This window comes from Bradyrhizobium sp. USDA 3364 (genome assembly GCF_054056355.1).
Genome location: NZ_JBSRYG010000002.1, coordinates 7,706,543 through 7,724,213, shown reverse-complemented (window position 1 = coordinate 7,724,213; position 17,671 = coordinate 7,706,543). Strand labels below are relative to the sequence as shown.

The window sequence follows — 17,671 nt, the reverse complement described above, 5'->3', positions numbered from 1 at the left end:
GCGCTCACTGTCGCGCTCGCCTTGTTGCTCGCAGCCTGCGACCAGAACATGGACGTTCAGCCGAAATACAGCGAGTACTCCCGCGCGCCACTGTTCCGCGGCAGCATGTTGCGCCCTTCGCCGGCCAACACCGTGGCGCGCGGCGATCTGGAGCGGGAGAGGGCGGCGACGACCAAGCCCGCATTATCGGCTGAGCTGCTGGATCGCGGGCCGGCGGCGGTTTGCGATCTTCTGCTCGCCGTGCCACGGCGCAGGCGGCGACGGCGATGGCATCATCGTTCATCGCGGGATGCCGCACCCGACCAGCTACCATGTCGACCGTCTGGTGACAGCTGACGACCAGCATTTCTTCGACGTCATCACCAACGGCTATGGCGCAATGTACTCCTACGCCGCGCGCGTTGGTCCGCAGGATCGCTGGGCCATCGTGGCCTATATCCGCGCCCTGCAGCTCAGCCGCCGCGCCTCGATCGAGGATGTGCCGCCAGATGAGCGCGCAAAGCTCACGGGGCAGCCATGAGCATGCGCCGTGATCTCGGGATGGCCTTTCTGCTCGTTACGGGATTGGCCCTTGTGGCCGGCTTCATCCTCGACAGCCGATCCACGGCATCGGCCTATCTCGTGGCCTGGGTGGCGTGGGCTGCGGTCCCGATCGGTGCGCTGGCACTGTGGATGACGAGCTATCTGGTCCGTCGCGTCTGGACGGAAGCGCTCCACGCGCAATTCGCCGCCGCGGCGGCAACGCTGCCGGTCATGGCCCTGGCATCGCTGCCCATCCTGCTTTTCATGAAGCATATCTATCCGGCAATGGCCGAACCGTCTGCATTGCCGCCGTTCAAAGCGTACTACCTTGCGCCATGGTTCCTTGTTTTACGCGGCGCGATCTATTTTGGGCTCTGGATCGGGCTCGCGGTGTGGCTCCGCCGGGCATGGCGTGACGAAGCCGCCATGGTGCGCGCGGCGTCGGTCGGATTGGTCGTCTACGCTTTGACCGTCTCGCTCGCCGGCATCGATTGGATGGAATCACTCGAGCCGGACTTTCATTCCTCTATCTACGGCCTTCTTTTCCTAAGCTTTACGCTGCTCAGCGGTTTCGCATTCGTGCTCGGCATCAGCCTCTTGTCGGGGCGTCGCATCGGCCGTAGCGCCGGCTACAGCGGACTGCTGCTCTCCCTGATCCTCCTGTGGGCGTACCTTCACGCCATGCAGTACATCGTGATCTGGTCGGGCAACATCCCGGACGAGGTGTCCTGGTATCAGGCGCGGTCGGAGCATGGGTGGCAATATCTGCTGGCTGTGGTTGCGCTTGGACAGTTCGTGCTGCCGTTCTTCGCGCTGCTGAGCGCGAGGGTGCGCTCCGGCCCCCGCGCGCTCATGATGCTCTGCGGGCTGACCCTGCTGATGCGCTGGTGCGAGGCCACGATCCTGATCCTGCCGGCGATTCGCGGTATTGCGCCGCTGACGACGACGCTGATGCTGCCTGCTGCAGTTCTCTTTCTTGGGACGCTGCTATGGTTGGCTTTCGGCGCGGCGCTGGCGAATGGTGGCTTTATCTTCAGCCAGACTTGGGCAAGACGTCCCGCCGGATCAGAAGCGCCACCATCGCGATGAGCGCGACCATCGTGATTACGCCGGCCCCAGCCAGTATCCGCCAGACGTCGAACGTATAAACTCCGGTTGTCGGATCGAAGCCATAGCAGAGCAGGCGAACCTGGCTAGACCATCCTCCTATGCGGCCATGACCAGTGTCGACAAGCGTCCGCCGAAGATTTTCGGGATCGAGAGCGATACCGGTCAGCGCGTGCGCAATGCGGCCCTCGGACGTGACGACGAATACCGCGGCAGGATGCGCGAACTGATCGTGTTCCGCGTCGTAGCTTGTCCGAATGCCAAATGCAGTCAGCAACTCACCCACGTCAGCCGAGGTCCCTTGCAAGAAGATCGATTGAGCTGGCAGATCGCCACGGGGGCTGACCTGTGCAGCCTTCATGGCCAGAGCATCATCTGCCGTATCCTTCGGATCGAGGCCGAGCACGATCAGCCTGTAGTCGAGCCCCGCTCTCAGTCCGGTATCAGCGAGCGCATTTGAGACGATGGATATCAGCGGACCACAAAGGGTGGTGCATGTGTAATCAGCACTGATCCAGACGGTAGGCATACTACCCAGCCAATTCTTCAACGGCCTGGTTTCGTTCGCCTCGCTCGTGAGTGGCACTTGCAATGGCAATTGTTGGCCCGCGTTGGTCGCGAGGCCAGCTCGCTCGAACTGCGCGCGGTTGAGACCCGCATGCGCGCAGCCCGGGGAGATGATTGCGAGAGCGATGATCGCTCCAAGCCAGGTGGAGATGAGATTACATGCGGCTTGCTGAACGAACGCCATGAGCAGCCTTCGGATGCTCGTTGAGAACCGCACCGGATCAGGTTGGTTCCAGATGGTTGCGATTGAGTTTTGTCGTGATCTGCACCGATAGGCGCAGGCCGGACCATGCAAACCCCATCAGCGACCGTTCCTAGCTCCTTGACAATTTTACCGCCTTAAAAAAGAGAAGCTGGCCAGTCAGCGCTACGAGCCAGCTGCATGCCCGAAGGGGCAGAAAAGTCCGTCATCCTCAGCAGCGATGAGCTCTATTTAGGCATGTGCTCGAGGAGCAAGTGCCTCGTATCCGCGGCGGTCTCATCCCACTTGAGCGGGCTGTATTCGGCATGGAAAAGGCGCATGTTGGCCGCGAACTTAAGGGCGACCTCCGACGGGATTTCCTTACATAGTTCCTGCGATCGTTCCGCAACTGCTCTGTGAGATCGACCATGTTCATTATCAAACTCCCTTGAAAAATTGACATGGATTATCGAACGTCTAGGTGGTTGTGGCTTCGTTGATCGACATCGAAAAGGGACAATGCCGGGACGTTTGGGACATTGAATGTCCAGTAGCAAACGTGGCGCACGGCCGGCGTAGCTCAAGCGGAGCCGCGCCGAGGCGCCGGTGGGTCATGTTTGCGGATATCGGTGGTGACAGCCGGGCTGCGTGACAGGCTGCGCGCGGGCTTTTGGCCCGTGCTCGCCCGCCGGTCAACATCTCGCTATGCGGACGGACACCATTCCCTGATGGTGCGTGTTCTGGACATCACCTTGATGGCGACGATGCCGAACCTCTCGAAGTCGATACCGTCGAGATGGCTGATCGTCGGCGAGATCGCCCGCATCCTGATCGGACGTGTCGCAGGTTGCTCGGCTCTATAAGAATCCTTCCTTACAGAGGCGACTGACTTGCGACATTCTTGAGTCTCACTGAGTGCAGCGGCCTTCTTGATGTGCCGTTCCCACGTGCGCCGGCATTTGAAGCCGGCCGCCAGCCATGGTTCGGTGCGGCTCTTTGATTGCGCCAGATATTCTTCGCGAGTAACGGCACCCTCACCGCGGCGCTTGGCCTTCTTGGCCTCACGGTCATTGGTCTTACGCCGTTCCCGCTGATCTGCGCGAACCTCGGCCGTGTTCCATGTGTGAGGCCACCACGAGGTGATGCCGAGCAGCTTGTGTTCCGCCTCGGTCAGGCCGGTCAGTTCACCGAGCTTCTTGGCGGTGTAGCGGCGCGGCCTTTTCAGGATGAGCGCGATCAGCTCGTCCATCTCGGTATCGCTCATCCAATAGGTGACGCGACTGGCGCCGTCGCCTAGCGGTACTGTGCACCGAGCCCACACCTTGGCGGTGCCGCGCATCCTGCAATAGACGCTCCCGATGTCTCCGGCCTGCGCGATATGATTGAGCAGGATGGTCAAGTCGTGCCGGCCGGCGTCGTCAGGCAGCGTCCTACCGTAGCGGTGCGCCATGTAGCGCTCGAACTCTTCGATCCGAACCGCCACGAGGCCGCGCCGGCAAAGGCGCGGGCGCTGGTCGTCGCGATACTTCCGGGCGATCGCGGCATGCGCGCGGGCGATGTTCGCCTTGTCATTCGGATCAGATCTGATGATTAGACCAAATTCGCCGTGGTCGGCGCCGACAAGCATTGCTGTCATAGGCGCACGATCGGCACGCACGGCGGCGTCGATCTCGGCGCGGCGATCGGCGTGGAGCGCGGCCTTCGCTTCTTCGCGCAGAATCTCGGCGATGTGATCGTTGATATCTTCGAGGGTGTGGTCGGCGGTGTCGCTCATCGTCGACACCGTCTAGATCGAGATCACGAGAGCAGACCTCTTTGTCTGTCCCGGTCCCTGTTTGCCTTGACGCACTTCGAGCGTGGCACTAGATACGAAGTACCCCTTCATTTGGTTTGGTGTCCTTATGTTTGGGTTGATCTTGGCGGATCATTCGGAATACGAAGCCTCGGCTGCAAACCGAGGCTTCTTCCGTTTCTGGTCATCTAATTATCGTTTGTCGGTTCCCCAAGCTTCGCCAAAATTGCCAGCGCCTTCGCCTTCTGCCGCTCGCTCAACGTGGCGTCGGTTTCGTGCATGATGCTCATCTCTTCGCAGAAGGTGCGATCCCTCACATCGAGATCGCCGCCGCGCGCAGCGGCGGCGAGGCGATCTAGCAGCTCGCGATCACGCGCCCGGCGCAGATCGTCGCAGTGGCGCTGCTCGGCCAGCTCGATCTCGCGCTGTTCCTCGGCCTCGGCCTCACGCTGGGCGTCGAGTGCGGCCATCTGCGCTTGATATTCGGCCTCGGCCTGTCGACCTTCCCAAAAGGCATCCTCGGCCGCGTCCTGCATGGCCTGCCAGTAGGCCTCTCCGTCATCGACCTCGGCGAGGCGATCAGCGGGCTTGTCGGTCATGGGCGCGCCGCGCCGGAACGAGCGGGAAGGGGAGTCATCTGGGCTCCTTCACCGGCAGGAAGGCGGGCAAGGGGACGATTGCTTTTCATGCGCCGATGACCGCATGTTCTGACACGTCGAAATAACCGTTAGCGCTCAATGGGCAGGTTAGGGGCAATTTGTCAGAATTGTCGTTGAAAAGACTGGCGGAGCGTCGGCCTTCCAAGCTGAATACGAGGGTTCGATTCCCTTCACCCGCTCCAATGTTTTCAACCGCTTGCGGCACGGTCTCGACTCCATTCTCGCGCCGATCTGCGTGGTCGCACTGGGCGGCTTTATCTGGTTCGCGTTTCGACAGGGGTTCAGGGTCAAGCCGGACGAGAACAACCGCGACCATCCGACATTGCCCCTTGGGCCGGACGGGTCGTGGCGCTGAGGGCGGTGTCGAGCGGCAGGCGCTGCCGGCACCACACCCTGTGGCCGTGATCGAGGTGAGATCATGATAGAGCCGAGGGTGCCAAGGATGGTCTCAATGGCGTCCTTTGCGATCGGCGATTCTACACCCTTTGGAGTATGCCAATCGTCACGTGAACTTTCAGCCCGGCTGTGTAGACCTAATGGCCACCGGGATTTTGCATTTCCTTCCTGGGGCTAGAGCCGACGCCGTCCGCATGCATTTTAAGCGGGCGGTGTTGTGCTGATGTGAACTACTGCCCCGTCGCAGCATCCCGCTCCCGCGCGCGGAGGCGGACCATGAAGCAAATACCAACGAGCGAAGCGATCATCACCGTCGCCCTGCTGGTGATCTTCGCGCTCGTGATCTGGTTTGGCGCCATGCCCTGAGCGACACCCATCTCAGGGGAGCGAAACGACGCGCAGATTGTTCGTGCTTCCTGCCTGCGCAAAGGGAATGCCGGCGACGACGACCAGCAGGTCGCGGCTCGAGGCAAATTGCTCCGCGTGCGCGAGAGTTGTCGCACGCTCGACCATCTCCTCATAGCCCTGGACGTCGTCGGAAAGGACACTGTGAGCGCCCCAGAGCAGGCACAGGCGGCGCGACACTTCGCGGCTCGGGGTGATGGCGAGGATCGGGAGGCTCGGCCGCTTGCGCGCGACGCGTGCGGCCGTGGTGCCGCTCGACGTGTAGGCCACGATGGCTGCGGCGTGTATGACGGAGGCGAGGTCGGCAGCGGCCGTCGCAACGGCGTGCGGCGGCGTTTGCTCTTCGCCGGGCTGGGTCGCCTCGACGATCGAGCGGTACATCTTGTGCTGTTCGGTGCTGCGGATGATGCGGTCCATCATCTGGACGGCCTCGCGCGGATAGCGGCCCGTCGCCGATTCCGCCGACAGCATCACGGCGTCCGCCCCGTCATAGATGGCGGTCGCAACGTCGGAGACTTCCGCACGTGTCGGCGTGGGCGCGGCGACCATCGAGTCCAGCATTTGCGTGGCGACGATCACGGGCTTCACCGCGAGACGGCAGGCCCGCACCAGCTCCTTCTGCCGCCCCGGCACGTCCTCATCCGGGATTTCGACGCCGAGATCTCCCCGCGCAACCATGATGGCGTCGCACAGCTGGATGATGTCGTCGATCCGCTCGAGCGCCGCCGGCTTCTCGATCTTGGCCATCAGGCCAGCGCGGTCGCCGACGAGGCCTCTCGCCTCGATGATGTCGGAGGGTTTTTGCACGAACGACAGAGCGACCCAATCCACGCCGAGCTTCAGACCGAACTCCAGATCGAGGCGGTCCTTCGCGGTCAGCGGTGACAGATCGAGGACGGTGCCCGGCAGATTGACACCCTTGTGGTTCGAGATCGTGCCGCCGACGATCACCTTGGCTTCGATGAAATCGTCACCGAGACCGGTGACGCGAACGCGGACCCTGCCGTCGTCGATCAAAAGGTCGTGGCCGGGAGCCACGGCCGCAAAGATTTCCCGATGCGGGAGGGGGATTGAGGATCGGTCGCCGTCCGATCCGGACAGCACGAAGCGGATGGTTTCTCCGGCCGCCGCAGTAATTTTTCCATCGCGCAGGGTGCCGACGCGGATCTTCGGACCCTGAAGATCCATCAGAATGCCGATCGGCCGGCCGACTTCCTGTTCCAGCCGCCGGATCGCGGCGTGGACGTTGGCGTGGTCGCCCTGGGTCCCGTGGCTGAAGTTCAGACGGAACGTATCGACACCTGCCAGCAGCAGGACCTTGAGCATCTCGGGGGAACTGCTGGCTGGGCCGACGGTTGCAACGATCTTGGCTCGTCGATGACGACGCATGGATCACCTCATTGCTGCTTGCCGGCTGCGATCAGCACGGCTCTGACATCGTTCACATTGGTAAGCGTCGGCCCGGTGCGCACGAGGTCTCCAAGGCGATCGAAGAATGTGTAGCTGTCATGGGCCGCCAGACAAGCGCGCGCGTCGAGGCCGTCGGCGGCGGCGCGCAGCAGCGTGTCCGGTCCAATCAAAGCACCAGCCGCGTCTTCGGTTCCGTCAATGCCGTCGCTATCTCCGGCAATGGCCCAGATGTCGGGCGCGCCGGCGAGGGCGACGGCAAGCCCGAGCAGGAACTCGGTGTTGCGGCCGCCGCGGCCGGCCGGGCCCCGGCCGATCGTAACCGTCGTCTCACCTCCGGAGAGCAGAACCGCAGGGGCCGAGCCCGGTTGCGCCTGCGTCACGACCGAGCGGGCGATACCCGCCATCACCGTCCCGAGTTCGCGTGCCTCGCCCTCGAGCGCGTCCCCGAGAATGATCGGATTGAGGCCTTCATCGCGGGCCGCACGGGCGGCAGCATCAAGCGCGATGGACGGTGCAGCGACGAGCCGCACGTCGGCATCGATCTCGCCGGGCTTCGGCGTTTCGTCGCCTTGCGCGAGGATGCGGCGCGCCGCATCCGGCAGGTCGATCGCAAACCGCCTGACGATCTCTTGCGCATCGGCTCTCGTGCTGGCGTCCGGGAGTGTCGGGCCGGAGGCGATTGCCGTCGGGTCGTCGCCCGGAATGTCCGAGATCACGAGCGTCGTGAGCCGCGCGGGACGGGCGGCAAGCGCCAGCCGCCCGCCCTTGATGGCGGACAAATGCTTGCGGACGACATTCATCTCGGCGATCGTCGCTCCGCTTGCGAGCAGCGCGCGGTTGACCGCCTGCTTGTCGGCGAGCGTCATCGGCGATGCAGGAAGGGTCATCAGCGCCGAGCCGCCGCCGGACATCAGCGCGATGACGAGATCATCGGCCGACAGCCCGTCAACGGCGCGCAGCATGCGAAGGGCGGCAGCCTTGCTCGTCTCGTCCGGCACGGGATGGGACGCCTCGAGCACCTCGATGCGGCCCGCCGGAACCGAATGACCATGGCGCGTGACGATGACACCTGAAAGCTCGACGTCAGGCCATGCCGCGTCGAGGCCCGCCGCCATCGCCGCCGAGGCCTTGCCTGCGCCGACGACGATGCACCGGCCCTTCGGCTTCGCCGGCAGGGCGCCGGCGATCGTGATCCTGGGGTCGGCGCTGGCGATGGCGGCGTCGAAGATTCGCCGCAGGGCAGTCCGGGCTCGCAGGTCGGTCCATTTGTCGTTCAATCGTTGCGCTCCGCCGTCAGGTCCCGTGTTATGGCGCCTTCTTGAGACCGTCGTAAGACACCGGTGCCTCCAGCAGATCGCCTCCGCCGGGGACCGCCTTTGCGCGGGCGATTGCGGCGCCTGCCGCGCCTTCGCTGCCGAGAATGAAGGCGCGCCGCAGCGGCCTGATCACGAACACGGCCATCAGGGCCGCGGTGGCGTTGAGCGCAACCGCGACGACAAACACGGCCTGCCAGCCATAGCGGGAGGAGATGATGCTCGCAAGCGGCACCAGCAGCGCCGCCGTGCCCTTCGCCGTGTAGAGCATGCCGTTGTTCGTGGTGGCGTATCTGGAGCCGAATGTGTCGCCGGATGTCGCCGGAAACAGGCTGTAGATCTCGCCAAACACGCCGAAATAGACCGCCGTTGCCAACACGAACACGAGTGGAATGTGGCCGTAGGCTGACAGCGTCAGCAACATCAGCGCCGCGGTGGCGAACGCGATGAACATCGTGTACTCGCGGCCGATGTTGTCGGACACCCAGCCGAAGAACGGACGGCCGAAGCCATCGAAGATGCGATCGAGCGAGATGGCGAAGGTCAGCGCGGCCATCTGGAAGCCCGCCAGCGTGACCGGAGTGCTCGCGATCCCGAAGTCGTGGGCGATCGGCCCGATCTGGGCTGCGGTCATCAGCCCGCCGGAAGCCACCATGACGAATACCAGGTACATGACCCAGAAGATCGGCGTGCGCAGCACCTGAGGCGGCGTGAAGTCGATTGCGCTCTGCGGCAGGTTGAGCCGCTTCTTCTTGGGCGCCTCGGCGGTCCCGGGGGAGCGAACGAACGAGGCAAGCAGCAGGACGATGAGCCCTTGTCCGATGCCGAACGTCAGGAACGCGCTCTGGTAGCCGTGAGACGCAATCATGTTGGCGATCGGCACGACGGTGAGGGCAGCGCCAGCCCCGAACCCGGCGGCGGTCGCGCCCGCGGCGAGACCCCGCCGGTCCGGAAACCATTTCAGCGCGTTGCCGACACAGGTGCCGTAGACCGCGCCGGCGCCGATGCCCGCGACGATCGCTGCCGCATACAGCGTGACGAGAGACGAGGCGTAGGAGTTCAACACCCAGGCTAGGCCGATCATCAGCCCGCCGAACATGATGACGATGCGGGGGCCGTATTTGTCCACGAACCAGGCTTCCACCGGCACAAGCCACGTCTCGGTCATCACGAAAATCGTGAAAGCGAGCTGGATGGCCGGACGGCCCCAGTGAAAATTCGCGTCGATCGGGTCGACGAACAGCGTCCACCCGTATTGCAGGTTGGCGATCATCGCCATGCAGACGATGCCGATGGCCAGTTGAAGCCAGCGGGAGCTACCGCCCGACGACGCCCCGTTCGTGCTGGAGATCATGAATCCTCCCAATGCAGGTGTTGGTTGTTCAATTCGCGGTCAGTCGCGCTTCCCAACTCGTCGTTGTTCTATGGAGCGCGCCGCTTACTGACGAAATTCGTTGGTCAGCTCGCCGATGCCGTCGATCGCCACGGTGACCGTATTGACCGGCTCCTTCATCACGCCGACGCCGATCGATGTGCCGCAACAGATGAGGTCACCCGGCAGCAGCGTCATGTCGTGCGAGATCTTGCTGACCAGCCCTTGCGCGCTGACGATCATGTCGGCGATCGGATAGTTCTGCCGCTCGACGCCGTTGAGGATGGTGCGCACCACAAGGCTCGCGGGATCGAGGTCGGAGGCGACAACGGGGCCGAACGGACCGTATCCATCGAAGCCCTTGGCGCGAGCCCATTGGGCGAAGGTCGGGTCGCGGTTGAGAATGTCGGCTGCGGTGATGTCGTTGGTGCAGGTGTAGCCGAAGATGAAGGCATCGGCCTCTTCAGGAGCGATGGCGGTGCAGGTCTTGCCGATGACGATGCCGAGCTCGCCCTCGTAGGTGGTCTTGCCATCGTAGGTCGAAGGACGCCTGACGACCGTGCCGGGTGCGGTGACGCTGGTCGGCGCCTTCAGCAGGTACAATGGTTCAGGCGGCTCCGGCGATTTCAGCTTGGCTGCGAGCGCGTGAAAATTGTTCCAGAGCGCGATGATCTTGGTCGGCTGCGTCGGGGCGAGCAGTTCGACATCGTCCAGCGCCAGCACCTGTCCGGTCGGCTGCGCGTCATCGAACATGTCACCGGCGTGCACGGAGATGCCCGATGCGGTGAGGTGTCCGAAGCCGATCGTGGCGTCGTGGCGGAAGCGGACCCAGCGCGTGATCCCGGCCATCACGCCACCGCCAGCGATTGCGCGGGAGCGACTGCGGCGCTTCCGCTGTACAGGCCCGCCAGCCTGGTGCGCTGTGCGACCAGGGCCAGGACCGCGTCGAGGGCAGGCGTCGCAATTCCGGTCATCCGACCCATCTCCTGGACCACCGTGATCAAGGGATCGATTTCGACGGGACGGCCGCGCTCGAGATCCTGCAGCATCGATGTCTTGTGCGCGCCGACCTTGCGCGCGCCTTCGATGCGGCGTTCGACATCGACGCGAAACTTGACGCCGAGACTCTCGGCAATGGCCTGCGCCTCCAGCATGATCGCCTTGGACAGCGCGCGGGTGGCGGGATCGGTGCAGATCACGTCAAGGGTCGCATGGGTCAGTGCGCTGATCGGGTTGAAACAGACGTTGCCCCACAGCTTGAGCCAGATCTCGTCGCGGATGCGCTCGAGCACCGGCGCCTTCATGCCCGCGACCGCGAACATGTCGGAGAGGCTCTTGATGTCAGTCGTGACTTCGCCGGAGGGCTCGCCGAGCGGGAAATTGTTGCCGTAGACGTGACGGATGACGCCGGGAGCTTCGATCTCCGTCGCGGGATACACCACACAGCCGATGGCGCGCTCGGGGCCGAGCTCGCGCCATTGCCGGCCGCCGGGATCGATGCTCTCGAGCGTCGAGCCTTCGTGCTGGCCGCCATGCTTGTGGAAATACCAATAGGGAATGCCGTTGACGGCGGTGACGATCCGGGTCCGCTGGCCGAGCAGGGGCTGCATCTGTTCGATCACACCGGTGATCGAATGCGCCTTGAGGCAGATGATGACGAAATCCTGCTCGCCGAGCTCAGTGGGATCGTCGGTGCAGCGGGGATGCACCACGCGTTCCTCGTCGCCGATCAGGAGCTTCAGCCCGTTCTGCCGCATCGCGGCGAGATGCGCGCCGCGCGCGACGAGGCTGACATCGGCGCCAGCGCGCATGAATTCGACACCGAGATACCCGCCGATAGCGCCGGCGCCGTAGATGCAGATCCTCATGAAACCCTCGCAAGCAGAGTGAAGACGCACGAACCGTGCCGGCTCGAGCCGATTTGCATGTCAATGATCGAGAAGAGTCCTAGGCCGCGCGTGTTGCGCCGGCGGCAGCCTCATCGAGGACGAAGGCGATGTCCCGCATGCTGACGACGCCGGCAAGCCGGCCGTTGTCGATGACGGGGACGTGCCGGATCTGGTGACAGCCCATGAGATGTTCGACATGAGCGAGCGTGTCCTGCGAACGGCAGGACACCAGCGGCCGCGCCGTGGCGAATTGCGCGACCTTCATCGAAAGGCCGCCCGCGCCGCGCTCGGCGATCGCGGCGACGACGTCGCGCTCGTAGAACATCCCGACCACCCCGTAGGAGACATCCCTGACGACGAGCGCGCCGACATTGCTGGCGCGCATCAGGCCGGCCGCAATGCCGATGGTCTCGCTCGAAGCGATCACCACCGTGCGCGGGCTTTTGGTGCGCAGGATGTCTGCGACGTACATGGCCGTGTCCTCCGGATCGAGTGTCGAGCTTGTCTGAAAGGATCGTGGTATACATTATCCCAGATTGTCAAACAGAAAATCATGCCAGATATCGATATTATGCGGCACTATTGCTGACCTATCGGCGGGTTCAGCAGCTTGACTCCCGTGCTAATTGGTATGCCATATACCACTGTAATTGCTGCGCATCGTGTGCTGTAGTGAGCTCCGAACCGCAATCGCACAAGGCAGGTCGTCATGAAGAGAGAGCTGGTCCAGCACAAGCCGAGCGATCCCGGCTCTCGCGCCCAGCTGGGACAGGATGCGCGAGACGGCGGCGTGCAATCCGTCGACCGTGCGTTGCAGATCATCGAGACACTTGCGGAAGACGACGAGGGCTACCGGCTCACCGACCTTGCGATCCGCACGGGCCTGTCGCCGTCGACCGTTCATCGCTTGCTGACGACACTCGAGAACCGCCGGTTCGTGCAATTCGATCGCGAGGAATCGAAATGGCACATCGGCGCGCAAAGCTTCGTGGTCGGCTCGACGTTCACGCGCCGGCGGAATTGCGCGGCCCAGGCGTTGCCCTATCTGCGCAAGCTGCGTGACCAGACCAAGGAAACGGCCAACTTCGCCGTCGTCGACGACGAGTCCATCATTGTGGTGTCCCGCATCGAGAGCCGGGAGATCATGCGTTCGCTGACCAAGGTCGGCGGACGCGTCGCGATGATCGCGTCGGGATTGGGCAAGGCGGTGCTGGCCGCTTATTCCGACGATGACGTCAACGCGATCATCCGGCGGCAGGGCATGCCGCGCCTGACGGAGAGGTCGATCGTGCGGCCCGGTGAACTGTTCAGGGAGTTGGGCATCGTGCGGCGCCAGGGCTACGCGCTGGATGACGAGGAGGCGCGGCTCGGCCTGCGTTGCGTCGCCGCGGTCGTCTTCAACGATTGCAGCGAGCCGTTCGCGGCAATCTCGGTATCAGGCACGGCGGCCAGGCTGACGGATGAGCGCTTGCCCGAGATCGGCGCAATCGTGCACCAGGTCGCTGCCGAGTTGACGGCCGAATTGCGCGGAAGCCGCGACGCGCGGCCGGAACAGGCGTGACGCCTGCGGTTTCCCATCGCTGCGATTTCCATCGTCGCGTCGGCGCTAATCGTTTGAAGACGCGAAGGAAGTCCCGAGCGCTGCCATAGCGTGGAAAATAGAATCGTTTGCGTTGAGATCGATGCGCACGGGCTCGATGATCCCCTTACGCCAACTCGTAACGAAGCGGGGTCGTCGAATGAAGATGCGAGCAGTGGATGCAGCGGTACGAATTCTCGAGCGGGAAGGGATCACCTGCGCCTTCGGCGTTCCCGGCGCCGCGATCAACCCGCTTTACTCAGCGCTGAAGCAGCGCGGCTCGATCCGCCACATCCTGGCCCGGCATGTCGAAGGCGCCTCGCACATGGCGGAAGGCTATACCAGGGCGGCGGCGGGCAATATCGGCGTGTGCATCGGCACCTCGGGGCCCGCCGGCACCGACATGATCACCGGTCTCTATTCGGCCATCGCCGACTCGATCCCGATCCTTTGCATCACCGGGCAGGCGCCGCGGGCGCGGCTCTACAAGGAAGACTTTCAGGCCGTCGACATCGAGGCAATCGCAAAGCCGGTGACGAAATGGGCCGTCACGGTGCGCGAGCCTGCGCTGGTGCCGCGCGTGTTCAGCCAGGCCTTTCACATCATGCGGTCGGGACGGCCGGGACCGGTGCTGATCGATCTTCCGCTCGACGTGCAACTGGCCGAGATCGAGTTCGACGACGAGGTCTATTCGTCATTGCCGGTCTACAAGCCGACGGCGACCGTCAAGCAGATCGAACGGGCGCTCGAGATGCTCAACGCCGCCGAGCGGCCGCTGATCGTGGCCGGCGGCGGCGTGATCAACGCCGATGCATCCGAGCTCCTGGTCGCCTTCGCGGAGGCGGTCAACGTTCCCGTGGTCCCGACGCTGATGGGGTGGGGCGTCATCCCCGACGATCACCCGTTGATGGCGGGCATGGTTGGCCTGCAGACCAGCCACCGCTACGCCAACGCCACGATGCTCCAGTCCGACTTCGTGCTCGGCATCGGCAACCGATGGGCGAACCGGCACACCGGCTCGATCGAGACCTATACGAAGGGCCGCAAGTTCGTGCACGTCGACATCGAGCCGACCCAGATCGGGCGCGTCTTCAATCCCGACCTCGGCATCGTGTCGGATGCCAAGGCTGCGCTGGAATTGTTCGTGAGCACTGCCAGGGAGTGGCGCAAGACGGGCAGGCTGCGCGACCGTCAGGCCTGGCCCGCCTCCTGCCGTGACCGCAAGCGCTCGATGCTGCGCAAGAGCCACTACGACAACATCCCGATCAAGCCGCAGCGCGTCTACGAGGAAATGAACAAGGCGTTCGGCCGCGACACCTGCTACGTGACCGTGATCGGGTTGTCGCAGATCGCCGGTGCTCAGTTCCTGAACGTCCATCGTCCGCGCAACTGGATCAATGCGGGGCAGGCCGGCCCGCTCGGTTGGACGCTGCCGGCCGCGCTCGGCGTGCGCGCTGCCGATCCGGAGCGCGAGATCGTCGCGCTCTCCGGCGATTATGATTTCCAGTTCCTGATCGAGGAGCTGGCGGTCGGGGCACAATTCAATCTGCCCTACATCCATGTCGTCGTGAACAATTCCTACCTTGGGCTGATCCGGCAGGCGCAGCGCGGCTTCGACATGGACTATCACGTCCAATTGTCGTTCGAGAACATCAACGCGCCGGAGATCGGCGTCTACGGTGTCGACCATGTCACGGTCGCCGAGGGATTGGGCTGCAAGGCGATCAGGGTCACCGACCCGAACGATGCGCAGGCCGCATTCGCGACCGCGCGCGAGTTGATGGCCAGGCATCGGGTGCCTGTCGTGGTGGAATTCATTCTCGAACGGGTCACCAATATCGCGATGGGAACCGAGATCGACAATATCGTCGAGTTCGAGGAGGTGCTTGATCTTCCGCTCGATGAGGTGCCGAGCGCGCCGCGATCCGGCACGCTGCTGCCGGCCTGACGCAACCCTTCAGCGCTGCCCCAAAGCGGAGACAACGGACGTGCCTCAATTTGCCGCCAACCTCACCATGCTCTTCAACGAACTGCCGTTCCGCGAGCGCTTCGCGGCCGCCAAGGCCGCCGGCTTCGGCGCCGTCGAGTATCTGTTTCCCTACGACCACGACAAGGCCATGCTGCGGGAAGAGCTGACGCGGCACGGCTTGACCCAGGTGCTGCACAATCTGCCGGCCGGCAACTGGGGCGCCGGCGAGCGGGGCATCGCGATCCTGCGCGATCGGGTCGACGAATTTCGCGACGGCGTCGTACGCGCGATCGATTACGCCAAGGCGCTGGATTGCCGGCAGCTGAATTGCCTGGTCGGTATCGCGCCGTCCGGGTCCGATGCGGCCGAGCTGCACGAAGTCCTGGTGTCGAATCTGCGCTTCGCCGCGAGCGCGCTCGCCCAGCATGGCATCAAGCTCCTGATCGAACCGATCAACACGCTGGATATTCCCGGCTTCTTCCTGAACCGGACGGAGCAGGCAGTGCAGCTGATCGCCGAGGTGGGCTCACCCAATCTGTTCGTTCAATACGACATCTATCACATGCAGATCATGGAGGGCGATCTCGCACGAACCGTGCAGAGGCACCTCGATCGGATCGCGCATATCCAGCTCGCCGATAACCCGGGCCGGCACGAGCCCGGAACCGGAGAGATCAACTATTCCTATTTGTTCAAGCATCTTGACAGCATCGGATATCGCGGTTGGATCGGATGCGAATACAAGCCGCGGACCACCACGGTCGAGGGTCTCGGCTGGCACGCCGCGCATATCTTCGAGACCTGAGCTAGAGCATGATCCGGAAAAGTGGAAACCGGTTTTCCCTCGCGACAAACGCGAAGCGTTTGCGCGGAGATCATGCCCAAACAAAGAGATGAGATCATGATGCGATTCCGTGGAAACGCATCATGATCGAGCAGACGGGAGCGACAACAATGAAAAACATTGGATTCATCGGGCTGGGCATCATGGGACGCCCGATGGCCGGCCATATCCTGGCTGCCGGTTACGGCCTGTTCCTGCACGACATCGCACCGCTTCCGCCGGAGCTGATCGCGGAGGGGGCCGTCGCCTGCAAGTCGGCCAAGCAGGTCGCGCAGGAATCCGATGCTGTCATCATCATGGTGCCGGATACGCCGCATGTGGAAGCCGTGCTGTTCGGCCGGGATGGCGTCGCGGAGGGGCTTTCCAAGGGAATGATCGTGGTCGATATGAGCTCGATCTCACCGCTGGCGACCAAGGAGTTCGCGCGGAAGATCGAGGAGCTGGGGGCCGACTATCTCGACGCGCCGGTGTCGGGCGGCGAGGTCGGCGCACGGGCGGCAAGCCTGACCATCATGGTCGGCGGCAGCGAGCGGGCGTTCAACACGATGAAGCCCCTGTTCGAGCGAATGGGCAAGAACATCACGCTGGTGGGCGGCAATGGCGACGGTCAAACCACCAAGGTCGCGAACCAGATCATCGTGGCGCTCACCATCGAGGCGGTGAGCGAGGCCCTGCTGTTTGCCTCCAAGGCCGGCGCCGACCCTGCGCAGGTGCGCCAGGCCTTGATGGGCGGCTTTGCCGCGTCCCGAATTCTCGAAGTGCACGGCGAGCGGATCCTGAAGCGCAATTTCGAGCCGGGCTTTCGCATCGAGCTGCATCAGAAGGATCTCAACCTCGCGCTGGAAGGCGCGCGAGCACTTGGTCTGGCCCTGCCGGGCACCGCCGCAGCCCAGCAATTGTTCAATGCCTGCACCGCCATGGGCGGCAAGGCCTGGGACCATTCGGCCCTGTTGCGCGCGCTGGAGGTGATGGCGAACCACGAGGTGCGGCAGCCCGAACCTCGGTAGCACTCGCCCGACCGCCTTTCAGATCGGCAACCCTGAGATCGGTCTGTCGTCCAACGGAAACAGACCAAGTAGACATGGAAGGCAACGGAGCGCGCCTGCGTGGCTACGCCAGCCCGGCTGGAGGGGATGGTTCCCGGGGCAACCTTCGAACCCGTCAAGCCTATAGCCCACCGGTCTGGCCGAATCTGAACGTCCCTTCAGGAAAGTTTCCGTCGAGTTCCTGCAACATCGCGAATTGGCAGTCGTTAACCCCTGCATCAACGATGCAAGGAGGAACAGATGAAGAAGCTGACTTACGCTCTGGCAGCGGTTGCGACGCTTGCCATCGGTGCCCCGACCATCGCGAATGCTGCTGGTATTGGCGTTTATGTCGGCGGCGACCGAGGCTATTACGGCGACCGCTACGACGGACCGCGCGTGCGGTTCTACGAGCATGACCGCGGCTGGCATCACGGCTGGTACCACCGTGACCGCGACTACGATCGTGGGTTTGTGATCCGCCGCCATCACTGGGACGATGACGATTAATGCCCGGTGTGTATCTGGCACGGCAGATGGGCCCCGCGTCGGCGGGGCCCTTTCTCTTTCTGCTGCGTTGATGCGGTCGCGCGGAGCCATCGAGCGGATGTTGACATGTGACGCGTGTGAGGCGCCTCATC

17 protein-coding genes are annotated in these 17,671 nt (G+C 63.6%); 7 read left to right on the top strand and 10 right to left on the bottom strand.

Going from position 1 to position 17,671, the window contains the following annotated elements; translation table 11 throughout:
- Positions 1-7 precede the first annotated feature (7 nt).
- Positions 8-520: a c-type cytochrome gene (locus ACVILL_RS36415; protein WP_456734443.1), complete on the top strand. Its 513-nt coding sequence runs from the start codon at positions 8-10 to the stop codon at positions 518-520.
- Positions 517-1,611: a hypothetical protein gene (locus ACVILL_RS36410; RefSeq protein ID WP_456733440.1), complete on the top strand. Its 1,095-nt coding sequence runs from the start codon at positions 517-519 to the stop codon at positions 1,609-1,611. Before ACVILL_RS36415 ends, ACVILL_RS36410 begins: the two co-directional genes overlap by 4 nt.
- Here ACVILL_RS36410 and ACVILL_RS36405 read toward each other — a convergent pair.
- From ACVILL_RS36405 to ACVILL_RS36360, 10 genes are all read right to left on the bottom strand, one after another.
- Positions 1,556-2,380, bottom strand: coding sequence for an SCO family protein (locus tag ACVILL_RS36405; protein ID WP_456733439.1), 825 nt, complete (start codon positions 2,378-2,380; stop codon positions 1,556-1,558). The two genes, ACVILL_RS36410 and ACVILL_RS36405, sit on opposite strands and share 56 nt — an antisense overlap.
- Positions 2,381-3,080: 700 nt before the next feature.
- A complete protein-coding gene (locus ACVILL_RS36400) occupies positions 3,081-4,151 on the bottom strand; it encodes a hypothetical protein (protein ID WP_456733438.1) in 1,071 nt (356 codons plus the stop codon).
- Between the two features lie 206 nt (positions 4,152-4,357).
- Entirely contained in the window at positions 4,358-4,768 is a 411-nt protein-coding gene (locus ACVILL_RS36395; protein ID WP_456733437.1) for a hypothetical protein, read from the bottom strand.
- Positions 4,769-4,853: 85 nt separating this feature from the next.
- Positions 4,854-5,144: a hypothetical protein gene (locus ACVILL_RS36390; RefSeq protein WP_456733436.1), complete on the bottom strand. Its 291-nt coding sequence runs from the start codon at positions 5,142-5,144 to the stop codon at positions 4,854-4,856.
- 458 nt (positions 5,145-5,602) lie between these two features.
- Positions 5,603-7,018: a pyruvate kinase gene (gene pyk, locus ACVILL_RS36385; RefSeq protein WP_456733435.1), complete on the bottom strand. Its 1,416-nt coding sequence runs from the start codon at positions 7,016-7,018 to the stop codon at positions 5,603-5,605.
- A gap of 8 nt (positions 7,019-7,026) precedes the next feature.
- On the bottom strand, positions 7,027-8,316 hold the full coding sequence (locus ACVILL_RS36380; RefSeq protein ID WP_456733434.1) for a glycerate kinase type-2 family protein: 1,290 nt from the start codon (positions 8,314-8,316) through the stop codon (positions 7,027-7,029).
- 28 nt (positions 8,317-8,344) lie between these two features.
- Positions 8,345-9,706, bottom strand: a complete 1,362-nt coding sequence (gene oxlT, locus ACVILL_RS36375) for an oxalate/formate MFS antiporter (RefSeq protein WP_456733433.1) — start codon at positions 9,704-9,706, stop codon at positions 8,345-8,347.
- Between the two features lie 84 nt (positions 9,707-9,790).
- Positions 9,791-10,573 carry a fumarylacetoacetate hydrolase family protein gene (locus ACVILL_RS36370; RefSeq protein WP_456733432.1) on the bottom strand — a complete coding sequence of 261 codons (783 nt, stop codon included), beginning with the start codon at positions 10,571-10,573 and terminating at the stop codon, positions 9,791-9,793.
- Complete coding sequence (locus ACVILL_RS36365) at positions 10,573-11,592, bottom strand: 2-dehydropantoate 2-reductase (protein WP_456733431.1); 1,020 nt, start codon at positions 11,590-11,592, stop codon at positions 10,573-10,575. The genes ACVILL_RS36370 and ACVILL_RS36365 overlap by 1 nt, the downstream gene beginning before the upstream one ends.
- A gap of 79 nt (positions 11,593-11,671) precedes the next feature.
- Positions 11,672-12,085 (bottom strand): CBS domain-containing protein, encoded by a 414-nt coding sequence (locus ACVILL_RS36360; protein ID WP_456733430.1) that lies wholly within the window; start codon positions 12,083-12,085, stop codon positions 11,672-11,674.
- Positions 12,086-12,322: 237 nt separating this feature from the next.
- Here ACVILL_RS36360 and ACVILL_RS36355 point away from each other — a divergent pair, with 237 nt between their 5' ends.
- The 5 genes from ACVILL_RS36355 (at position 12,323) to ACVILL_RS36335 (ending at position 17,540) form a co-directional block, all read left to right on the top strand.
- The gene (locus tag ACVILL_RS36355; RefSeq protein WP_456733429.1) at positions 12,323-13,174 is read left to right on the top strand and encodes an IclR family transcriptional regulator; all 852 of its coding nucleotides are present in this window, start codon (positions 12,323-12,325) and stop codon (positions 13,172-13,174) included.
- Positions 13,175-13,352: 178 nt separating this feature from the next.
- Positions 13,353-15,140, top strand: a complete 1,788-nt coding sequence (gcl, locus tag ACVILL_RS36350) for a glyoxylate carboligase (RefSeq protein WP_456733428.1) — start codon at positions 13,353-13,355, stop codon at positions 15,138-15,140.
- Positions 15,141-15,180: 40 nt separating this feature from the next.
- Positions 15,181-15,966 carry a hydroxypyruvate isomerase gene (gene hyi / locus ACVILL_RS36345; protein WP_456733427.1) on the top strand — a complete coding sequence of 262 codons (786 nt, stop codon included), beginning with the start codon at positions 15,181-15,183 and terminating at the stop codon, positions 15,964-15,966.
- 149 nt (positions 15,967-16,115) lie between these two features.
- On the top strand, positions 16,116-17,012 hold the full coding sequence (locus ACVILL_RS36340) for a 2-hydroxy-3-oxopropionate reductase (protein ID WP_456733426.1): 897 nt from the start codon (positions 16,116-16,118) through the stop codon (positions 17,010-17,012).
- Between the two features lie 279 nt (positions 17,013-17,291).
- Positions 17,292-17,540, top strand: coding sequence for a hypothetical protein (locus ACVILL_RS36335; RefSeq protein ID WP_456733425.1), 249 nt, complete (start codon positions 17,292-17,294; stop codon positions 17,538-17,540).
- Positions 17,541-17,671: the final 131 nt, after the last annotated feature.

What these genes read in the sequence shown, in the direction of transcription:
- ACVILL_RS36365 (WP_456733431.1), bottom strand. Translation starts at nt 11,592, where the DNA reads ATGAGGATCTGCATCTACGGCGCCGGCGCTATCGGCGGGTATCTCGGT.
- ACVILL_RS36335 (WP_456733425.1), top strand. Translation starts at nt 17,292, where the DNA reads ATGAAGAAGCTGACTTACGCTCTGGCAGCGGTTGCGACGCTTGCCATC.
- oxlT (WP_456733433.1), bottom strand. Translation starts at nt 9,706, where the DNA reads ATGATCTCCAGCACGAACGGGGCGTCGTCGGGCGGTAGCTCCCGCTGG.
- ACVILL_RS36405 (WP_456733439.1), bottom strand. Translation starts at nt 2,380, where the DNA reads ATGGCGTTCGTTCAGCAAGCCGCATGTAATCTCATCTCCACCTGGCTT.
- ACVILL_RS36360 (WP_456733430.1), bottom strand. Translation starts at nt 12,085, where the DNA reads ATGTACGTCGCAGACATCCTGCGCACCAAAAGCCCGCGCACGGTGGTG.
- ACVILL_RS36390 (WP_456733436.1), bottom strand. Translation starts at nt 5,144, where the DNA reads ATGGTCGCGGTTGTTCTCGTCCGGCTTGACCCTGAACCCCTGTCGAAA.
- pyk (WP_456733435.1), bottom strand. Translation starts at nt 7,018, where the DNA reads ATGCGTCGTCATCGACGAGCCAAGATCGTTGCAACCGTCGGCCCAGCC.
- ACVILL_RS36395 (WP_456733437.1), bottom strand. Translation starts at nt 4,768, where the DNA reads ATGACCGACAAGCCCGCTGATCGCCTCGCCGAGGTCGATGACGGAGAG.
- ACVILL_RS36400 (WP_456733438.1), bottom strand. Translation starts at nt 4,151, where the DNA reads ATGAGCGACACCGCCGACCACACCCTCGAAGATATCAACGATCACATC.
- gcl (WP_456733428.1), top strand. Translation starts at nt 13,353, where the DNA reads ATGAAGATGCGAGCAGTGGATGCAGCGGTACGAATTCTCGAGCGGGAA.
- ACVILL_RS36355 (WP_456733429.1), top strand. Translation starts at nt 12,323, where the DNA reads ATGAAGAGAGAGCTGGTCCAGCACAAGCCGAGCGATCCCGGCTCTCGC.
- ACVILL_RS36340 (WP_456733426.1), top strand. Translation starts at nt 16,116, where the DNA reads ATGAAAAACATTGGATTCATCGGGCTGGGCATCATGGGACGCCCGATG.
- ACVILL_RS36370 (WP_456733432.1), bottom strand. Translation starts at nt 10,573, where the DNA reads ATGGCCGGGATCACGCGCTGGGTCCGCTTCCGCCACGACGCCACGATC.
- ACVILL_RS36410 (WP_456733440.1), top strand. Translation starts at nt 517, where the DNA reads ATGAGCATGCGCCGTGATCTCGGGATGGCCTTTCTGCTCGTTACGGGA.